Below are 17,058 nucleotides of genomic sequence, written 5' to 3' on the forward strand. Positions count from 1 at the left end.
GACTCGTTGACAGCAGGAGAAGAGTGGAGCCAACGGGAGGCGACGATGGAGCACGCGGCACGACGGATCATCGCGGGTCTGATCGCGGCGGCTGCCGCGCTCGCGGTCGGACAACTGGCCGCGGCTGCGGTGGCACCGGATTCCGCACCGTTCTATGCGGTCGGGAACACGGTCGTCGATCACACCCCAGCCGCCGTCCGGGAATGGGTGATCGGAATCTTCGGTACCTCCGATAAAGCGGTGCTGTTCGCCTGTCTGACCGTGATCATCGCACTACTCGCCGCACTAGCCGGCCTGGTGGAGGGCGAGCGGCGGTACGGCACAGTGCTTATCGGGCTGCTCGGCGTTTTCGGAGCTGTTGCCGCGGTAACCCGCCCGGCGGGGACATTCGCCTGGATCTGGCCCTCGGTGATCGCGGCGGTCGCTGGTGCGTTGGTGCTAGGCACCCTGGTCCACCGCGCACAAAGCCAGGCGGTACCCGACCGCCGCAGGTTCTTCGGGACAGCAGCTGTCTTCGCGCTCGGATCGGCGGGGCTCTATTGGCTCGGCACCCGCTGGAGCAAGGGCACCGTGGTCGCCGCAGAACGCCGCGAGGCCACCGTGCCCGCGCCCGTTGCGCCCGCCCCACCCCTGCCCGAGGGCATCGACGTCAAGGGCGCCGTCCCGTACATCACGAGCAATACAGACTTCTACCGAATCGACACCGCGCTACGGGTACCTCAGGTGTCCACCGCCGAGTGGCAACTCAACATCCACGGCATGGTCGACCGGCCACGCACTCTTATGTGGGCAGACCTCAACGCGATGGCGGCGACCCAACGAGCGGTCACGCTCACATGCGTCTCCAACGAGATCGGCGGAAATCTCATCGGCAACGCCGTGTGGACCGGCTTTCCCATCAAGCCGATCTTGGAATCGGTGGGGGTTCATCCGGATGCGGACATGTTGCTGTCCAAGAGCGTCGATGGCTGGACTGCCGGTACCCCACTGCAGGTACTCACCGATGGCCGCGACGCCATCCTTGCCATTGCGATGAACGGCACCCCGCTGCCCGTCGAGCACGGCTATCCCGTTCGACAAGTCGTGCCGGGGCTGTATGGCTACGTGTCGGCGACCAAATGGGTAGTCGACTGGGAAATCACCCGGTTCGACAAGGCAGACGCGTACTGGACCATCCGAGGCTGGTCGGCACGCGGCCCTATCAAAACGGGTTGTCGCATCGATACACCCCGAACAGGCGATCGGCTGGGCACGGGCACCCAGATCGTGGCCGGCACGGCCTGGGCACAACATCGGGGGATCGCCACGGTCGAGGTGCAGATCGACGACGGCCCGTGGCTTCCGGCCCGACTCGCGCCGGAATACTCAGTCGACACCTGGCGGCAATGGTGGTTCGCCTGGCAGGCAACCGCGGGTGAACACATCATCACCGCACGAGCAACCGACGGCACCGGAGCAGTGCAGACCGATCAGATCGCGTCCCCGGTACCCGATGGGGCGACGGGGTATCCGAAACGACTCGTAACGGTGGCCGCCTGAAAAATTAGGCAGCCCCGCGCCGCCGTCGGGTCGGGGGGTCGGACGGTGGCGCGAGGCTACTCATGTATCGACACCCACTCCAGGAGCGTTACACGCTCCACGAAAAAACTCGAAAATTTTTTTGACGACAACCCGAAAATGCCGAAACCCCCGGTCACAGGCTTGCTACCCATGGCCGGGGGTTCCGCTTGTCCTGTCTTACCCCTCAGGCTTCCAGAATGGCGGTCACACCCTGGCCCCCGGCCGCACACACCGAGATGAGTCCGCGGTACGTACCGGTCCCTCCGTTCTCCTTCTTCTTCTCGGCGAGCTGCTTGGCCAGCTGGGCCACGATGCGGCCACCGGTCGCCGCGAATGGGTGCCCGGCCGCCAGCGAGGAACCGTTGACGTTGAGCTTGGAGCGGTCGATGGCACCCAGCGGCTTATCCAGACCGAGGCGCTCCTTGCAGTAGTCCGCCGACTCCCAGGCCTGTAGCGTCGCGAGCACCACGGAGGCGAACGCCTCATGAATCTCGTAGAAGTCGAAGTCTTGCAGGGTCAGACCGTTGCGGGCCAGCAGGCGCGGCACCGCGTAGGTCGGGGCCATCAGCAGTCCGTCGGGACCGTTGACGTAGTCCACCGCCGCGGTCTCGCCGTCGACGAAGTAGGCCAGCACCGGGATATTGCGCTCGGCCGCCCACTCCTCGCTGGACAGCAGCGCCACCGAGGCACCGTCGGTCAGTGGGGTGGAGTTACCGGCGGTCATGGTGGCGTCGCCGTGCTTCACGCCGAACACCGGCTTCAATGTCGCCAGCTTCTCCACGCTGGAATTCGGGCGCAGGTTGTCATCGCGATACAGACCCAGGAACGGGCTGATCAGGTCATCGAAGAAGCCGCGGTCGTAGGCAGCGGCCATCTTCTGATGGCTCGCGGCCGCCAAGGCATCCTGCTCGGTCCGCTTGACGCCCGCCTGCTTGGCGGTGATGGCGGCGTGCTCTCCCATGGACAGGCCGGTACGCGGCTCACCGTTCTGCGGGATGTCGACGCCGAGGGCGGCGGGCAGCTTTCCGAGCAGCTTCAGGCGGGTGACGTTGTCCTTCGCGCGCCGGATCGCCAGCAAGGTGTGGCGAAGATCATCCCCGAAGTTGATCGGTGCATCAGAGGTGGTGTCCACGCCACCGGCCAGCACCGACTCGTAACGGCCGAGCGCGATGCCGTCGGCACCCACGATCGCCGCCTGCAAGCCCGTGCCGCAGGCCTGCTGCAGGTCAAAGGCCTGTGTGTACGGCGACAGCGGGCTGCCCAGCACCGATTCGCGGGTGAGATTGAAATCACGGCTGAGCTTGAGCACCGCACCGGCGATGACGGCACCCAGACGTTCACCCTTGAGGTTGAAGCGATCGGATGCGCCGGTGATGGCGGCGGTCAACATGTCCTGGTTGGAGGCGTTCGCATAGGCGCCGTCCGAACGTGCGAAGGGAATGCGGTTACCACCGAGAACAGCTACACGGCGGCGGCCTTGCGAAGCGTCTGACTTGCGTGCCGAGCTAGTTGCCACTTGTCTCTCCACTGTTGAGGGGGCAGGATTACCGAGCATTCTTACTCTGGAGTAAGTTCTTTGTCGAATTCACCCTAGACCACTCAAGGCAACCACTAAGGAAACGGCACATGTCCCCCAAGCTCACTGACGACCTTTACGCACTGCTGGTCAACTCCGGGCCCGGCAACCTGCTCGCCGGCCGCCTTGGTATCCCGCAGCCCGAGAAACTGCGCCGCTACAAGAAGGGCCAGCCCGCGCTGGCCGGGCCCGTGCTGATCGGTGGCGAAGGCCGCCTCGCCGAGCCGCTGCGCGCCGCCCTGGCCGACGACTACGAGGTGGTGTCCAACAACCTCGGCGGCCGTTGGGCCGATAAGTTCGGCGCTTTGGTGTTCGACGCCACCGGCATCACCACCCCCGTCGAGCTCAAGGCCCTGCACGAGTTCTTCACACCGCTGCTGCGCAATGTCGGCAAGTCGGGCCGCCTGCTGGTCATCGGAACCACACCGGACAAGGCCGCCACCACCGACGAGCGCATCGCCCAGCGCGCGCTGGAGGGCTTCACCCGATCGCTGGCCAAGGAGTTCAGCAACGGTGCCACCGTGCAGCTGGTGTACCTGCACCCCGATGCCAAGACCGGCGCCACGGGCCTGGAGTCGACGGTCCGCTTCATCCTTTCGGCCAAGTCCACCTACGTGGACGGCCAGGTGTTCTATGTGGGCGCCGACGACTCCACCGCGCCTGCCGACTGGGATAAGCCGCTGGCCGGCAAGGTCGCCATCGTCACCGGCGCCGCCCGCGGTATCGGCGAGACCATCGCCGAGGTGTTCGCCCGTGACGGCGCCGCCGTCGTCGCGATCGACATGCCATCTGAAGAACTGAACGAGCTGGCCTCACGCGTCGGTGGCACCGCGCTGGCGCTGGACGTCACCTCCGAAGATGCGGTCGACACCATCACCGCACATCTCAAGGAGCACCACGGCGGCAAGGCCGACATCTTGGTCAACAACGCCGGTATCACCCGCGACAAGCTCCTCAAGAACATGGATGATGCGCGCTGGGACTCCGTGATCGCCGTCAATCTGCTTGCGCCGCAACGCCTTACCGAGGGCCTCATCGGAAACGGCACCATTGGCGAGGGTGGCCGGGTCATCGGGCTGGCCTCCATCGCCGGTATCGCCGGCAACCGCGGCCAGACCAACTACGGCGCCACCAAGGCCGGCATGATCGGCATCACCCAGGCACTGGCTCCATCGCTGGCCGAGAAGGGCATCACCATCAATGCCGTGGCCCCGGGCTTCATCGAGACCAAGATGACCGCCGCCATCCCGCTGGCCAACCGCGAGGTGGGCCGCCGCATCAACTCGCTGAACCAGGGTGGCGAGCCGGTGGATGTCGCCGAGACCATCGCCTACTTCGCGAGCCCCGCCTCGAATGCGGTCACCGGCAACGTGGTCCGCGTGTGCGGCCAGTCCTGGCTGGGGGCCTGATCATGGCGCAGCCATCCGGGCTTCAGAACATGGTGATGGCGGCGGTGGGTGCCCTGCCGTTCATCCCGCGTCCTTCCACACTGCCCACCCGTGTGGTGCGCACCCAGGGCGTGAAAATCGACCCCGCGAATGTGGCCGCGTACGCACAGGTCACGGGACTGACCTTCTCCGACAAGGTGCCCGTCACGTATCCGTTCACCCTTCAGTTTCCGTCGGTGATGTCCCTGGTGGCGAGCCTGGACTTCCCGTTCCCGGCGATCGGCACGGTGCACCTGGAGAACCACATCACCCAGCACCGCGCCATCAGCGCGACCGACACCGTCGACATCGAGGTGCGGGCGGAGAATCTGCGCGAGCACCGCAAGGGGCTGCTGGTGGACGTCCTCACCGACATCACCATCGGGACCGACACAGTGTGGCAGCAGACCATGACATTCCTGCGCCAGCAGCGCACCAGCCTCTCCGGCGGGCCCAAGCCGGAGCCGCCCAAGGCCGTCAAGCTGCCGCCGCCGAACTCGACACTGCGGATCAGCGGTGGACAGATTCGTCGCTACGCGTCGGTGGGTGGTGACCACAACCCGATCCACACCTCGTCGATCGGCGCCAAGGCACTGGGCTTCCCGAAGGCGATTGCTCACGGGATGTTTACTGCTGCAGCAGTTCTCGGAAACATCCAGGGCGACATTCCCGACGCCGTGCGTTACGACGTGAAGTTCGGCAAGCCGGTCCTGCTGCCCGCCGCGGTGGGCGTGTGGATCGACAGGCCCGGCGGGCCCGGCACTGCTTGGGATATCGCCGTCCGCAATCCGCGCAACGGCGACCCGCACGTGACCGGGAGCGTCACCCCGCTCTGATCACGCACCTTCAGAAGGCCCGCGATCCGGTCAATCCGGTCGCGGGCCTTCTGCGGTCGGGAGCGGACGCACGCCCGTAGCTGCCCGGCTACGAGCGACATGCTTCCAATACGGTGGGCGTTGTCGCGCAGAGGCGGGCACTATGCACACGTCCCGGGAATGTGCGCAGGCGACAAGAGTGCGATGAGTTGTCGGATCCATGGAGGTCTCTTCGTCAGAGAGGTAGAGATCCCCTCTGGACAGGAGCCCGTCATGACCACAGCACTCAACCCACTCGAGACCGTCGCCAACGCCCGCGCCGCCCTACACGAGGTCGTCAGCAGGCTCACCGAGGCAGACAACGACAAGCAGACGCCCAACGCCAAGTTCACCGTCGCCCAGCTCACCGATCATCTGCAGAACTCCATCAAGCTGCTCGGCGGCGCTGCCGGTGTCGACATCGCCCTCACCACCGAAGGTTCCGTGGCCGACCGCCTCCTTCCGCAGTCGCAGGCCGTGGTCGACGCGTGGCAACGTCGCGGTATCGACGGCACGGTGACCCTGCCGATCGGCGAGTACCCGGCCGAAGTCGCCGTTCGCATCCTCGGCTCCGAGTTTCTGGTCCACGCCTGGGATTACGCGGTTGCCACCGGTCAGGAGTTCGAGCCGATGGACGCACTCACCGATGGCGTCCTGGAATCGGTGCGGATGATCATCCAGCCGGAGCGACGCGACGGCGACTTCTTCGCCGACGAAGTGCCGGTGCCTGACGACTCCCCGAACCTGGTGAAGCTCATCGCCTTCACCGGCCGCAACCCGGGATGGTCGCCGGCAAGCTGACCCGACTAATACTCACGCTGATCACGACGGCTGTACTTCGGCGAACCGATCGTTACGATCGCTCGTCATTTCATGCAGCAAATTCAAGGAGTGCGTCGTGCCAGCGGACGAGGATCACCAAGACGCGCCACCCATCGACTGGCGAGCACTGCTACGACAGTTACCCCTGCTGAATATCCTCGGCGTGGTCGCCGTCCTGGTGGCGGCGACCTTGGTGGTGGTGAAGAACCTGCCCGACCACGGCGCCGACCAGCTGCTCAACGTCTCCTACGACCCCACTCGCGAGCTGTACAACGTGGTCGACGGCACCTTCACCAAGCAGTACAAAGACAAGACCGGCAAGACCATAGAAATCAAGCGCACCAATGGCGGCTCGGCCCGGCAGGCCCGTAGCGTCCTGGACGGCAGCCAGCGTGCCGACGTGGTGTCACTGGCCTCGGTCAGTGACGTGGACACGCTGAGCCTGCGCGGACTGATCGCACCGAACTGGCGACAGCGGCTACCGAACAACTCGGTTCCTTACACCTCGACGATCGTGTTCGTCGTCCGCAAGGGCAACCCGCGCGGCATCCACGACTGGCCGGACCTGATCAAGGAGAACGTCTCCGTCATCACGCCGAATCCGCGCACCTCCGGCAACGGACAGCTCTCCGTGCTCGCCGCCTGGGGCTCGGTGGTGACACGAGGCGGAACGGACACCGACGCGCGCAGCTTCCTCACCGCGCTGTTCCGGAACGTCGCGGCCCTCGACAGCGGGGCACGCGGGGCCACCAACACATTCTCGGTCCAACGGCTCGGCGACGTCCATCTGACCTGGGAGAACGAGGCGATCAACGAGGTCGACGCCAACAAGGGCGAACTTGAGATCGTCTATCCACCGGTGAGCATCCGCGCCGAACCGGCGGTCGCATGGGTGGATGCCAATCTGGGCGATCCCAAACGGGCCGCGATCGCCCGGGCCTATTTGGAGTACCTCTTCACCGACGAGGCCCAGGAGGTCGCCGCGCAGCATGGATACCGGCCGTTCAAGCCTGACATCCTTGCCCGGCACAGCAACACGCTGCCCGCGATCGCCCAGTTCCCCATCACCGCGATCGCGTCGAGCTGGGATGACGCACGCCAGAAATTCTTCTCCGACAACGGGATCTACGAGACCATCCCACGCAACACCGACCGGGGTACCACCACCTTCGCCTCCGACAGACAGGGACGCTAGATGCCTTCGGCACCGGGATTATTCGAGAGCTACGACGCGATCAAGGCCCGCCGTGATGTCATCGCCGGCCTGACGGTGGCGGCGATATCGCTTCCTCAGGCCATGGCCTACGCACTGATCGCCGGGGTGGACCCGAAATACGGTGTCTACTCCGCGATCGTGGTCACGGCCATCGCATCGATATTCGGCTCCTCATCGCACCTCATCAACGGACCCACCAGCGCCATCTCGCTGCTGGTGTTCAGCTCGCTGGCCTTCCTCGATCCGGAGAACCGCACCGGGCTGTTCGAGGCACTGTTCCTCCTGGGCGTGCTCGTGGGCACCATCCAGATCCTCATCGCCGTCTTCAAGCTGGGCGACCTCACCCGCTACATCTCCGAATCCGTCGTCATCGGGTTCATGGCAAGTGCCGCCCTGCTACTCGCCATCGGCCAGCTGGCCAACGCAATTGGCGTGCGGGACAAGGGCGATGGGCATATGCAGGTGCTCCAGCGCGCGTGGCTCACCTTGTTCCACGGCGACGCCGTGAACTACCGGGCATTGTTCCTGAGCGTCACGGCGGTGGCGTTGGCGGTGCTGCTGCGCCGCCTGGTCCAGCGCTACGAGTTGCCCCAGATCGACATGCTGCTGGTGCTGATCGTCACCGCTGTCATCGCCTACGCCTACGGCTGGACGGTGCCCGACGGTACAGGGCACACCGATGTGAAGATCTCCGGGAAGATCCCCGCAAGCCTTCCAGAATTCCATATCCCCGAGGTACAGGTGAGCACGCTCGGTGAGCTGTCGCATGGCGCGCTGGCCATCGCGTTCATCGGTCTGATCGAGGCGCTGTCCATCGCCAAGGCCATCGCACACCACACCGGGCAGCAGATCGACTACAACCGGCAGATCCTCGCCGAAGGCCTGGCCAATCTGGCCGGCGGCTTCTTCCAGAGCCTGCCCGGCTCCGGCTCGTTGTCACGATCGGCGATCAACTACCAGTCGGGGGCGGCTACCAGATTTTCCGGAATCGTTAGCGCGGCAACGGTAACCATCGCGCTGCTGCTCTTCGCCCCGCTGCTGCGCTACATCCCACAGGCCGCGCTGGCGGGTCTGCTATTGGTGACCGCGGTGCGATTGGTGGACTTCCACCGCCTTGTCTACGCCATCAAAGCGTCGCGCTATGACGCCGGTCTGGTCATCATCACGGCACTGGTGGGAGTGGCCGTGAACCTGGACACCGCGGTGCTTGTCGGCGTGGTGCTCTCCATCCTGCTGTTCGTGCCGCGCGCCGCCAAGCTCAAGGCCGCCGAACTCGTCGTCACCGACGAGGGAGTCATCCGTGAGCGGACTCCTCAGGACAGACCGACCGGTGCGGGGGCGCCCGTCATCTACGACCTGGAGGGTGAACTGTTCTTCGGTGCGGCACCCGAACTCGACCGCTATCTCGAGTCGCTGCACACCAGGATCCGCGATGAGCATCTGAAGGTGGTGATTCTGCGGCTGAAGCGTGTGCGCCACCCCGACGTCGTCTGCATCGAACGACTCGAGCACTTCATCAGGGAGCAGCAACAGCTCGGAGTCACCGTTCTGCTGGCCGGGGTCCGCCCGGATTCGCTTGCGCTGCTGGAGAATGTCGGCTTTACCCATTGGCTGCCCCCCGAGCAGGTCTTCCCCGAGGAAGAGAAGGAGTTCTCGGCGACGCTGCGGGCCGTCCGCTACGCACAAAGCCGGCTCGAGGAGGAGCCCCCGAACCCGGCAGCGAACCCGGAAAAGCTCTACTACCTGGTGTGACGGCCTACGCGCGCTTGGCCACCGGCTCATCGCGCGGACGGCCGCGCAGACCGCGCCAACCGAGGTTCAGCAATGTGTCCTTGGCACTTTCGACCTTGATGTCGCCGGTGGCCACCCGGGACGCGACAGCCTCGCCGCCGCCGACCAGGGCCACCGCCATCGCGTCGTAATCGGTCTCAGGATCGATCTCCGGGGAGGCCGCCTTGATCAGCCGCGCCACCAATTCGATGATCCTGTCGCGCCCTTCACGCACTTGCTTGGCAAATAGCTGCGTGCTGGTGGCCTGTCCATAGATCACGATCCACGAAGCTCGGTGGGTGTCAACGTAGTTGAGAAACGATACGACCGTGGTGCTCAACACATCTCGAGGCGACTGCGTCAGATCGATGTCGCCGCGCACCGCCTCGACGAACCGGCCCAGCTCACGGCGCAGGCAGGCGACGAAAAGATCTTCCTTGGAGCCGTAATACAGGTAGAGCATCGGCTTGGAGATCTTGGCAGCCGCGGCGATGGCATCCATCGAGGTGTCCCGGAAACCGTTAAGCGCGAACTCCTGCACCGCGGCGTCCAGCATCTGCTGCTCCCGAACGGCACGGGGCAGCCGCTTGGTACCACCCGCCATGCCTGCCTCCGAGCTTCGGACGTGAACGCGAACTTACTCCAGAGTAAGCTACTGGGTAGTTCGACTATTGCATACGCCCCATTGACGCGGGCCGAGTCTGCCCAAATGAAGTGTTTTGCACTCCTTCTCTAGGGTAGCGCGCAAACGCCACTCTCCCGATACCCCCACCCCGTACTATGCCCGCGTGGATTTCACCCTGTCGCTGACTCCGGATCTGGTGGCCGTGTTTCTCACGCTGTTCGTGCTGGAGGTGGTGTTGGGTATCGACAACGTCGTCTTCATCTCGATACTCGCCAGCAAGTTGCCCCGCGGACAACAGGCACGGGCCCGCAATGTGGGACTCACGCTGGCAATGGTCATGCGGGTCGGACTGGTCTTCCTGGCCGGCTGGATCATCACCCTCAAAGAGGACATTCTGGAACTATTCGGTCAGGGCTTCTCGGTCAAGGACTTCATCCTGATCACGGGCGGGCTGTTCCTGGTCTACAAGGCCGTCCACGAAATACACCTCAAGCTCGAAGGCGCTCCCGAGGGGAGCGAATCATCCAGCGGGGCAGCTACATTCAAGTCCGTCTTGGTGCAGATACTCCTGTTGGACCTGGTGTTCTCGCTCGACTCCGTCATCACCGCCGTGGGCATGACAAGCAACATGCTCATCATCGTCACCGTGGTGGTGCTCTCCTTCGGGATCATGCTCTTTGCCTCGCGCTTCGTCTTCACCTTCGTCAATCGGCACCCCACCGTGAAGATGCTTGCCCTGTCCTTCTTGCTGCTCATCGGCGTTTTCCTTATCGCCGATGGCTTCGGGATCAAGATCGACAAGGCCATGATTTACGGTCCGATGGCGTTCGCGATTCTCGTCGAAGGGCTCAACCTGCTGGCAGCTGCACGAAAAGCACGGCAGGACAACATGACCCGCACTCCTGTTGCGCTTCGGCCCAGCTATCCGGGTATCGATGAGTCCGTGGCGGTAGCGGCGGCCACCTCCGCCGGCCCCGACGCGGGTTCAGTCGGATTGTCCCGAAAGCCAGTGGGCGGCGTCGGGGGCGACGAGCGTGCTGGTCTCGGCTAGCCGTTGCGGTCCCCGCAACCAGCGCGCCGTGACGCGCAGTTCATGCGTTATCTCAGGTGGTCTACCAGTTCACCGTTGACACCGAAGAGCTTGTCCTGCCACTCGTTCAGCAGCGCGTTGGTGTCGATGTCGTCGGGATGGAAGCCCCTACGCATGAATGGCTTCATCTCGCGGTAGAAACCACGGAGCAACGGGCCGCGAACAACGCCCACGGTTTCGCGCAGCACCCGCCACGGCTGCTTCCGGCCGACGGGGTCGGTAGTCAGGATCGAAACCCAGGACGAGAGCACACCAACCGGTATCACGATGTTGGCCAGCACACGCATCATGTTGATACGCAACGTTTCCGACCCCCCGATTGCGCGATAGACATCGAAGGCAACCGATTTATGCTCCAGTTCCTCGATGGCGTGCCAGTTGAGCAGGTTCTTGATCTCGGGGTCCGTCATCATGTGCTGCAGCTCCGGGCGACTCAGCACGTTCTCGGCCAGCACCGCGGTGAAGTGCTCGGCACCGACGGTGAACGCCAGTAGCAGGTGCCGGAATCGCCGACAGCGGTCCGGGTCGGGGTACTGCTCGTCGAGAAACTTCTCCATGCGCTCGGTGCTGTTCAGAATGTACTCGAACCACGCTGTCGGATATCCCATCTCGGCAAGTTGCTTGTTGAGATCGCGGTGATGCAGCCCGTGGGTCATCTCCTGACCGATAAAACCGGCTACCCGCTTCTTGAGGTCGGGATCGGCGATCTTGTCGCGATATCTGCGCACCGACCGGACGAAGATGTCCTCCCCTGGCGGGAAAACGGCAGACAAGAACGCGACCGTGTGGCTGAACGCGATGTCGTTGTTCGCGAAATACCGGTCTTCGGACTCCGACTCACCAAAGCGGAAGGAGATCCGCCGGGTTTTCGGGTAACTCACCTGGGCAGCGACGGTCATGAGAATCCCTTCCGTTGACGTTCCAGGCATAAACGTAACGGAATTTTCCGTAACGGACAATGGGGTAATCTTTTTCCCGATGGACCTGACTATCGACCAGTTGGCACAGCGGGTGGCCATGACGGCACGCAACATCCGCGAGTGGCAGACGCTCGGGCTGGTACCCCCGCCCGAGAAACGGGGCCGCGTCGGCATCTACTCCGACGAGCACATCGCGATTATCAACCACGTCAAAAACTTGAAATCCCAAGGATTTCCGCTGGACGTTATCCGCCGCGTGATCGATTCCGGCAGTGGCTCCGAAGACAGCGTCCGCAAGATGGTCACCGAGGCCCTCAGCCCCTTTGCCAACGGCGAGCCGGTGGTGATGCCGCGCGCCGAGCTGATCAAGCGCATCGGAGCAGGGGCTGATTCCGCGCTGGCAGACACCGATCTGGTCTCCGAGGTCGACGCCGCCACGGTCTCGATTCGCGATTCGGAAACCCTCGACGCGATCGAGCTACTGGTCAGCTCGGGCATGACACTGTCGCGGATCGCCGAGACGCTGCGTGAGGTCGATCGGTTGCAGCATCAGATCGCACAGCTGCTATTGGGCGCCTACGTGGCCGACGTCTGGCAGCCCTTCGTCGAGTCCGGCTATACATCCGAGGACTGGGAAAAGATCGCCGAAAACGCCTCACAGGCAAAACAATTGACCGTCACTTTGGCTTCGCGATTGCTGGCACGCGCACTGGATGACACCGTCGACCCGATTCTGCTGCAACAGGCCAACGAGGCCGAGGCGGTACTGGAGCGCGACCGCCCGGCCTCGTCCGCCTGAGCTCAGTCCAGCTCGCCGCAGCCCCGGTCCAGACCGCGTACCTCGATCGGGCACCACACCGCACGGGATACTTCGGCCGCCCACCGCTGGGCATCGGCCAGGGTGGGCACGTCGATGATGCTGAACCCGCCGAGCTGCTCCTTGGTTTCGGTGTACGGCCCGTCGGTGGTGGTGTGCCCGGCCGCACTGGCGGTCACCATGGTGGCGGTGTCGGCGGGTTGCAGGCCGGCCGCGAACAACCACACTCCGGCATCCTGCATCCGGCGAGTCACAGCTTGCACATCGGCCCCGATGGTTTCCAGCGCTGCCTCATCGGGCTGTACCGCACCAGGTGCGTAGACGATCGACAACATGTAGCGGCTCATGTCACGCCTCCTCGTCCTGGAACGGGCGCACCTCTACGGCCTCTTCACAGGCCGCCGACCCTTCCGCCGCCCACTTCAGTGCCGCATCGAGGTCAGGGGCGTTGATGATCCAGAAGCCGCCGAGGTGCTCCTTGGTCTCCAGGTAAGGGCCGTCGGTGGTGGTGACCTTGCCATCCACGCTGTGGACCACTGTCGCGTCCGAAGGTTCGGTCAATCCGTTGGCGAAAACCCAAACGCCGGCCTCTTTCATCTTCTCGTTGAGAGCGCCGGTCTGGGCATACAGCCGCTGCACATCCTCATCGCTCCACTGCGTGGCATCTTGCGCATAACTGTGGACCGAAAGTAGGTACTGCTTCATGGTCGTCCTTTCCTATCCGTATCTGGCGATCGGGCGCCCTATCGGCTTCCCTTCAACCACACCACGAATAGACCTGCCCCGGATCGACAGCTCATCGAAAAATTTTCACAAGATCGCGCGGGACCTCAGAGTCGGTTGTCGAGGTACTGCTGGCGACAGGCCCGGCGTGCGATCTTTCCGCTGGTGGTCCGCGGGATGGCGCCGGCCTGAACCAGCCGGATGTCGGCGACGGGCAGCGCATGCCGACGAGATACCGCGGCCCGGAGCACTTCGATGATGGGCCCCGGTTCTGCCCGTCCGGCGCCCGCGGCCCGTTCCGCGACGATGATCAACCGTTCTCCCACGCCATCGCCCGCATCGACGCCCGCGGGCAGTTCGTCGGCCGGCACGGAGAAGGCCGCCACAAAACCTCGTCGCACCACGGGCGAGGCATCTTCGACGGTGGCCTCGATGTCATGGGGATAGTGGTTCCGTCCATCGACGATCACCAGATCTTTTACCCGGCCGGTGATGTACAGCTCGCCGTCGATATAGACGCCGAGGTCGCCCGTACGGAACCAGATGGCGCCCGGCTCGGTGCCGGCGGCGTGACTGCCCTCATCCAGGCGCGCCTGCAACTTGTTACGGAAGCAGACCTCGGTCTCCTGCGAGCGACCCCAGTATCCGCGACCAACGTTGTTGCCGTGCAACCAGATTTCGCCGATCTGTCCGTCGGGTAGTTCGGTCTCCGCATTGGGGTTGACGATGACGGCCCACTGGCTGCGAGCGACCTGCCCGCAGGACACCTGCGGCATCGCGTTTTCGTGCGCGGCATCCACGCGGGTGGCGTACCCGGCACCCAACTGCTCACGATCCACGTAGATCACCGACGGTTCCGCATCGGGGGCGATGGAGGAGACGAACAACGTCGCCTCGGCCATACCGTAAGACGGCTTGATCGCGTTGTCCGGCAACCCGTATGGGCCGAAGGCCGCGTTGAACTTCCGGATCGACGCAATACTGACCGGCTCGGAGCCGTTGATCAGCCCGGCGACATTGCTCAGATCCAGGGACTCGCCCTCCTTCGGTAGGCCACGCTCGGCGGCCAGCTCGAAGGCGAAGTTCGGTGCGGCGCCAAACGTGCGGCCCGCATGCGAGGCGGCGGCCAACTCCCTGATCCAGCGTCCGGGTCTGCGCACGAAAGACAGTGGGGACATCAGTGTCATCCGCCCACCGCACAGCGGGAACATCAACATCAGCAGGCCCATGTCGTGGTACAGCGGCAACCAACTCGCTCCCCGCACATCCACGTCCAGACCCACCGAGATGATCATCTGCAGCACGTTGGTCATCACCGCGCGGTGGGTGATCTCCACTCCGGCGGGCGCTCGCGTCGAGCCCGACGTGTATTGCAGGTAGGCGATGTCATCGGTGTCCGGAGTCACCCGTACATACGTCGCGCCTACCGAGTCCGGCACGCTGTCGACGGCCAACACCCGCGGACGACGATCCCGGGGCAACCTGCGAATGAAGCTGTTGACGGATTCCGCGGCCGCCTGATTGGTCAGCACTACCGTCGGTTGGGCATCGGAGAGTACTGCGTCGAGCCGCTCGGTGTGCCCGGGGAGCTCCGGGGCGAACAACGGCACCGCGATGTTCCCCGCCTCAATGGCGGCGAAGAAGCCGACGACGTAATCCAGGCTCTGGGGAGCCAGGATCGCCACCCGGTCGCCCGGCTGGGTTACCTGCTGGAGCCTGGCCGCCACCGCGCGGGTCCGCGCACGAAGCTGCGGCCAGTTCAGATCGACAGGCTCCCCATTGGGGTCGCTGCTGAAATCGACGTACCGGTAGGCGAAGGTGTCGTGCGGTCCGTCGACAGCGCATTCCAGATAATGGTTGACGGTGTAACCGTCCGGCAGCGAGATGGCGCCCGTCTCATCGAGGTATTCCTCGAGACGCAACCCTGAAACCAGTGAGTTCATCGCAACCTCCGCGTAGCCGTGAGCACGAAAGTCGGTTGACAAGCAGCAATAAATAAGCCATCACGCTTTTGCTACGGCCCCGACCGAACGTAGATGGTACGTGACGTACCAGATGCAAACGGTACTCGAAGTCCCACTAGGAAGCCCTGTTGAGAACCGCTTTTGAGCAAATTGTGCACTGTGCCCTTTAACACCTCGCCGAATTGATGTGACGGGCGTGACCACCCCGGCCCGCTGTGGGGTGTCGCCGTATCTCCGCGCCGGCGCGGCGGGCGGGTGTTTTCGGCATTCCCTTCCTGCGCGGTCGCTATTAGACTCGTGACAAATAGCGTCCAGCGTCGGAGGCGGATATGCGGACCAGGGATCAGATCAAGTACTGGTCGCGGTGGGCGACTATGCATGGCATCAGCCGCGCGGCCTTGTTGACCCAAGTGCGCACGTTGCCCCTGGCCGCCTTATTCCTCGGCCCCGATCGCGCCGAGAAGCACTACCGGTACATCGAAGAGATACGGGCTTCGGGATCGGTCACGCCGTCACGGGCCGGTGGTCTGATCTTCACCGACTTGGCTCTCACCCGCGAGATCCTGCGGGATAACCGCTTCATCACCATGGCGCCCACCAATATTCCGTCCCCGATTCTGCCGCTGGCCTTTAGCCGCTGGGTCTTCGCGAGAACCGAGCCCGGCCTGCCCAATCCTGTCGAGCCTCCGGCCATGCTTGCCGTCGATCCGCCGGAGCACACCCGGTTTCGCAAGCTGGTATCCAAGGCGTTCACTCCCCGCGCGGTGAGCAAGCTCGAGGATCGGGTCCGGGAGGTCACCACCGAACTACTCGACAACCTTGAGCGCCACGAGCGCGCGGATCTGCTGCATGACTACGCGTCCCAACTGCCTGTCGCGATCATCGCCGAAATGTTGGGCGTGCCGCGGGCCGATGCCCCGTTCCTCCTGGAGTGGGGCAATCATGGTGCCGCGCTACTCGACATCGGTATGACCTGGTCGGCATACCGCGACGCCACACAGGCACTCATCGAGATCGATCGCTACTTCGACGCCCACCTGGTGCGGTTGCGCGGCGAACTCGCCGAAGATCCCACCGTAGACGGCATCCTGGCGAGCATCGTGCGCGACGGCGATCTGAACGACCGCGAGCTCAAGGCCACGATGGCGCTGCTGCTGGGTGCCGGCTTCGAAACCACGGTCAACCTGATCGGCAACGGTATCGCCGCACTGTTGCGCCATCCCCAACAACTGGCACATCTGCGTGAAAACCCGGACGGCTGGCCCAACGCCGTCGAGGAGATCCTGCGTTACGACTCTCCCGTGCAGATCACCGGAAGGGTCGCCACCCAGGCGTGCGAATTTGAAGGGCACACGCTGGCGGCCGGGTCCATGGCCATATTGCTGCTGGGCGGCGCCAATCGCGATCCGGCGGTTTTCGATCAGCCCGATGTCTTCGATGTCCTCCGGGCCAACGCACGCGAGCACGTGGCGTTCGGTAGCGGCATCCACGTGTGCCTCGGAGCGAGCCTGGCCCGGATGGAAGGCGTGGTGGCGTTGCAATCGCTGTTCGAGCGCTTTCCAGAACTCGCGCTGGCGGCCGACCCCACTCCCGGTAAACACGTGAACCTGCATGGCTTCGGAAGCCTGCCGGTGAACCTCGGCCGCGCCCGGGTACCGGCCAGCAGTTAATCTCGAAGGTGCTCGGTGTCCGCT

The 17,058-nt window shown here is 64.2% G+C and carries 15 protein-coding genes; 9 read left to right on the forward strand and 6 right to left on the reverse strand.

What is annotated here, in order from left to right; all coding sequences use genetic code 11:
• The first annotated feature begins 45 nt into the window (after positions 1-45).
• Positions 46-1,539, forward strand: coding sequence for a molybdopterin-dependent oxidoreductase (locus MAB_RS22495; RefSeq protein WP_005112402.1), 1,494 nt, complete (start codon positions 46-48; stop codon positions 1,537-1,539).
• A gap of 205 nt (positions 1,540-1,744) precedes the next feature.
• Here MAB_RS22495 and MAB_RS22500 read toward each other — a convergent pair whose 3' ends face one another.
• Entirely contained in the window at positions 1,745-3,076 is a 1,332-nt protein-coding gene (locus MAB_RS22500; RefSeq protein ID WP_005063992.1) for an acetyl-CoA C-acetyltransferase, read from the reverse strand.
• 110 nt (positions 3,077-3,186) lie between these two features.
• Here MAB_RS22500 and MAB_RS22505 point away from each other — a divergent pair, with 110 nt between their 5' ends.
• The 5 genes from MAB_RS22505 to MAB_RS22525 all read left to right on the forward strand — a co-directional run bounded on the left by MAB_RS22505 (position 3,187) and on the right by MAB_RS22525 (position 9,207).
• Positions 3,187-4,545: a 3-oxoacyl-ACP reductase gene (locus MAB_RS22505; RefSeq protein WP_005079898.1), complete on the forward strand. Its 1,359-nt coding sequence runs from the start codon at positions 3,187-3,189 to the stop codon at positions 4,543-4,545.
• Between the two features lie 2 nt (positions 4,546-4,547).
• Positions 4,548-5,399: a MaoC family dehydratase gene (locus MAB_RS22510; protein WP_005112405.1), complete on the forward strand. Its 852-nt coding sequence runs from the start codon at positions 4,548-4,550 to the stop codon at positions 5,397-5,399.
• Positions 5,400-5,651: 252 nt separating this feature from the next.
• A complete protein-coding gene (locus MAB_RS22515; RefSeq protein ID WP_005079896.1) occupies positions 5,652-6,218 on the forward strand; it encodes a TIGR03086 family metal-binding protein in 567 nt (188 codons plus the stop codon).
• A gap of 97 nt (positions 6,219-6,315) precedes the next feature.
• Positions 6,316-7,434, forward strand: a complete 1,119-nt coding sequence (locus tag MAB_RS22520; RefSeq protein ID WP_005112406.1) for a sulfate ABC transporter substrate-binding protein — start codon at positions 6,316-6,318, stop codon at positions 7,432-7,434.
• On the forward strand, positions 7,435-9,207 hold the full coding sequence (locus MAB_RS22525; protein ID WP_005079894.1) for a SulP family inorganic anion transporter: 1,773 nt from the start codon (positions 7,435-7,437) through the stop codon (positions 9,205-9,207).
• Positions 9,208-9,211: 4 nt separating this feature from the next.
• On the opposite strand, the gene MAB_RS22530 is transcribed toward MAB_RS22525, so the two are convergent.
• Positions 9,212-9,829 (reverse strand): TetR/AcrR family transcriptional regulator, encoded by a 618-nt coding sequence (locus tag MAB_RS22530; protein ID WP_005063985.1) that lies wholly within the window; start codon positions 9,827-9,829, stop codon positions 9,212-9,214.
• A 184-nt stretch (positions 9,830-10,013) separates the two neighbouring features.
• On the opposite strand from MAB_RS22530, the gene MAB_RS22535 reads away from it, so the two are divergent.
• A complete protein-coding gene (locus MAB_RS22535) occupies positions 10,014-10,901 on the forward strand; it encodes a TerC family protein (protein ID WP_005112407.1) in 888 nt (295 codons plus the stop codon).
• 47 nt (positions 10,902-10,948) lie between these two features.
• Here MAB_RS22535 and MAB_RS22540 read toward each other — a convergent pair whose 3' ends face one another.
• The gene (locus MAB_RS22540; RefSeq protein ID WP_005063983.1) at positions 10,949-11,839 is read right to left on the reverse strand and encodes a metal-dependent hydrolase; all 891 of its coding nucleotides are present in this window, start codon (positions 11,837-11,839) and stop codon (positions 10,949-10,951) included.
• A gap of 79 nt (positions 11,840-11,918) precedes the next feature.
• Here MAB_RS22540 and MAB_RS22545 point away from each other — a divergent pair, with 79 nt between their 5' ends.
• The gene (locus tag MAB_RS22545; RefSeq protein ID WP_005079892.1) at positions 11,919-12,659 is read left to right on the forward strand and encodes a MerR family transcriptional regulator; all 741 of its coding nucleotides are present in this window, start codon (positions 11,919-11,921) and stop codon (positions 12,657-12,659) included.
• A 2-nt stretch (positions 12,660-12,661) separates the two neighbouring features.
• Here MAB_RS22545 and MAB_RS22550 read toward each other — a convergent pair whose 3' ends face one another.
• The 3 genes from MAB_RS22550 to MAB_RS22560 all read right to left on the reverse strand — a co-directional run bounded on the left by MAB_RS22550 (position 12,662) and on the right by MAB_RS22560 (position 15,343).
• Positions 12,662-13,024 carry a YciI family protein gene (locus tag MAB_RS22550; protein WP_005079891.1) on the reverse strand — a complete coding sequence of 121 codons (363 nt, stop codon included), beginning with the start codon at positions 13,022-13,024 and terminating at the stop codon, positions 12,662-12,664.
• Position 13,025: 1 nt separating this feature from the next.
• Positions 13,026-13,382, reverse strand: a complete 357-nt coding sequence (locus tag MAB_RS22555) for a YciI family protein (protein WP_005079890.1) — start codon at positions 13,380-13,382, stop codon at positions 13,026-13,028.
• A 125-nt stretch (positions 13,383-13,507) separates the two neighbouring features.
• Positions 13,508-15,343, reverse strand: coding sequence for a fatty acyl-AMP ligase (locus MAB_RS22560; protein WP_012296759.1), 1,836 nt, complete (start codon positions 15,341-15,343; stop codon positions 13,508-13,510).
• Between the two features lie 350 nt (positions 15,344-15,693).
• Between MAB_RS22560 and MAB_RS22565 the strand changes: the two genes are divergently transcribed.
• Positions 15,694-17,034 carry a cytochrome P450 gene (locus MAB_RS22565; RefSeq protein ID WP_005079886.1) on the forward strand — a complete coding sequence of 447 codons (1,341 nt, stop codon included), beginning with the start codon at positions 15,694-15,696 and terminating at the stop codon, positions 17,032-17,034.
• Positions 17,035-17,058: the final 24 nt, after the last annotated feature.

This window comes from Mycobacteroides abscessus ATCC 19977 (genome assembly GCF_000069185.1).
Classification (GTDB): domain Bacteria; phylum Actinomycetota; class Actinomycetes; order Mycobacteriales; family Mycobacteriaceae; genus Mycobacterium; species Mycobacterium abscessus.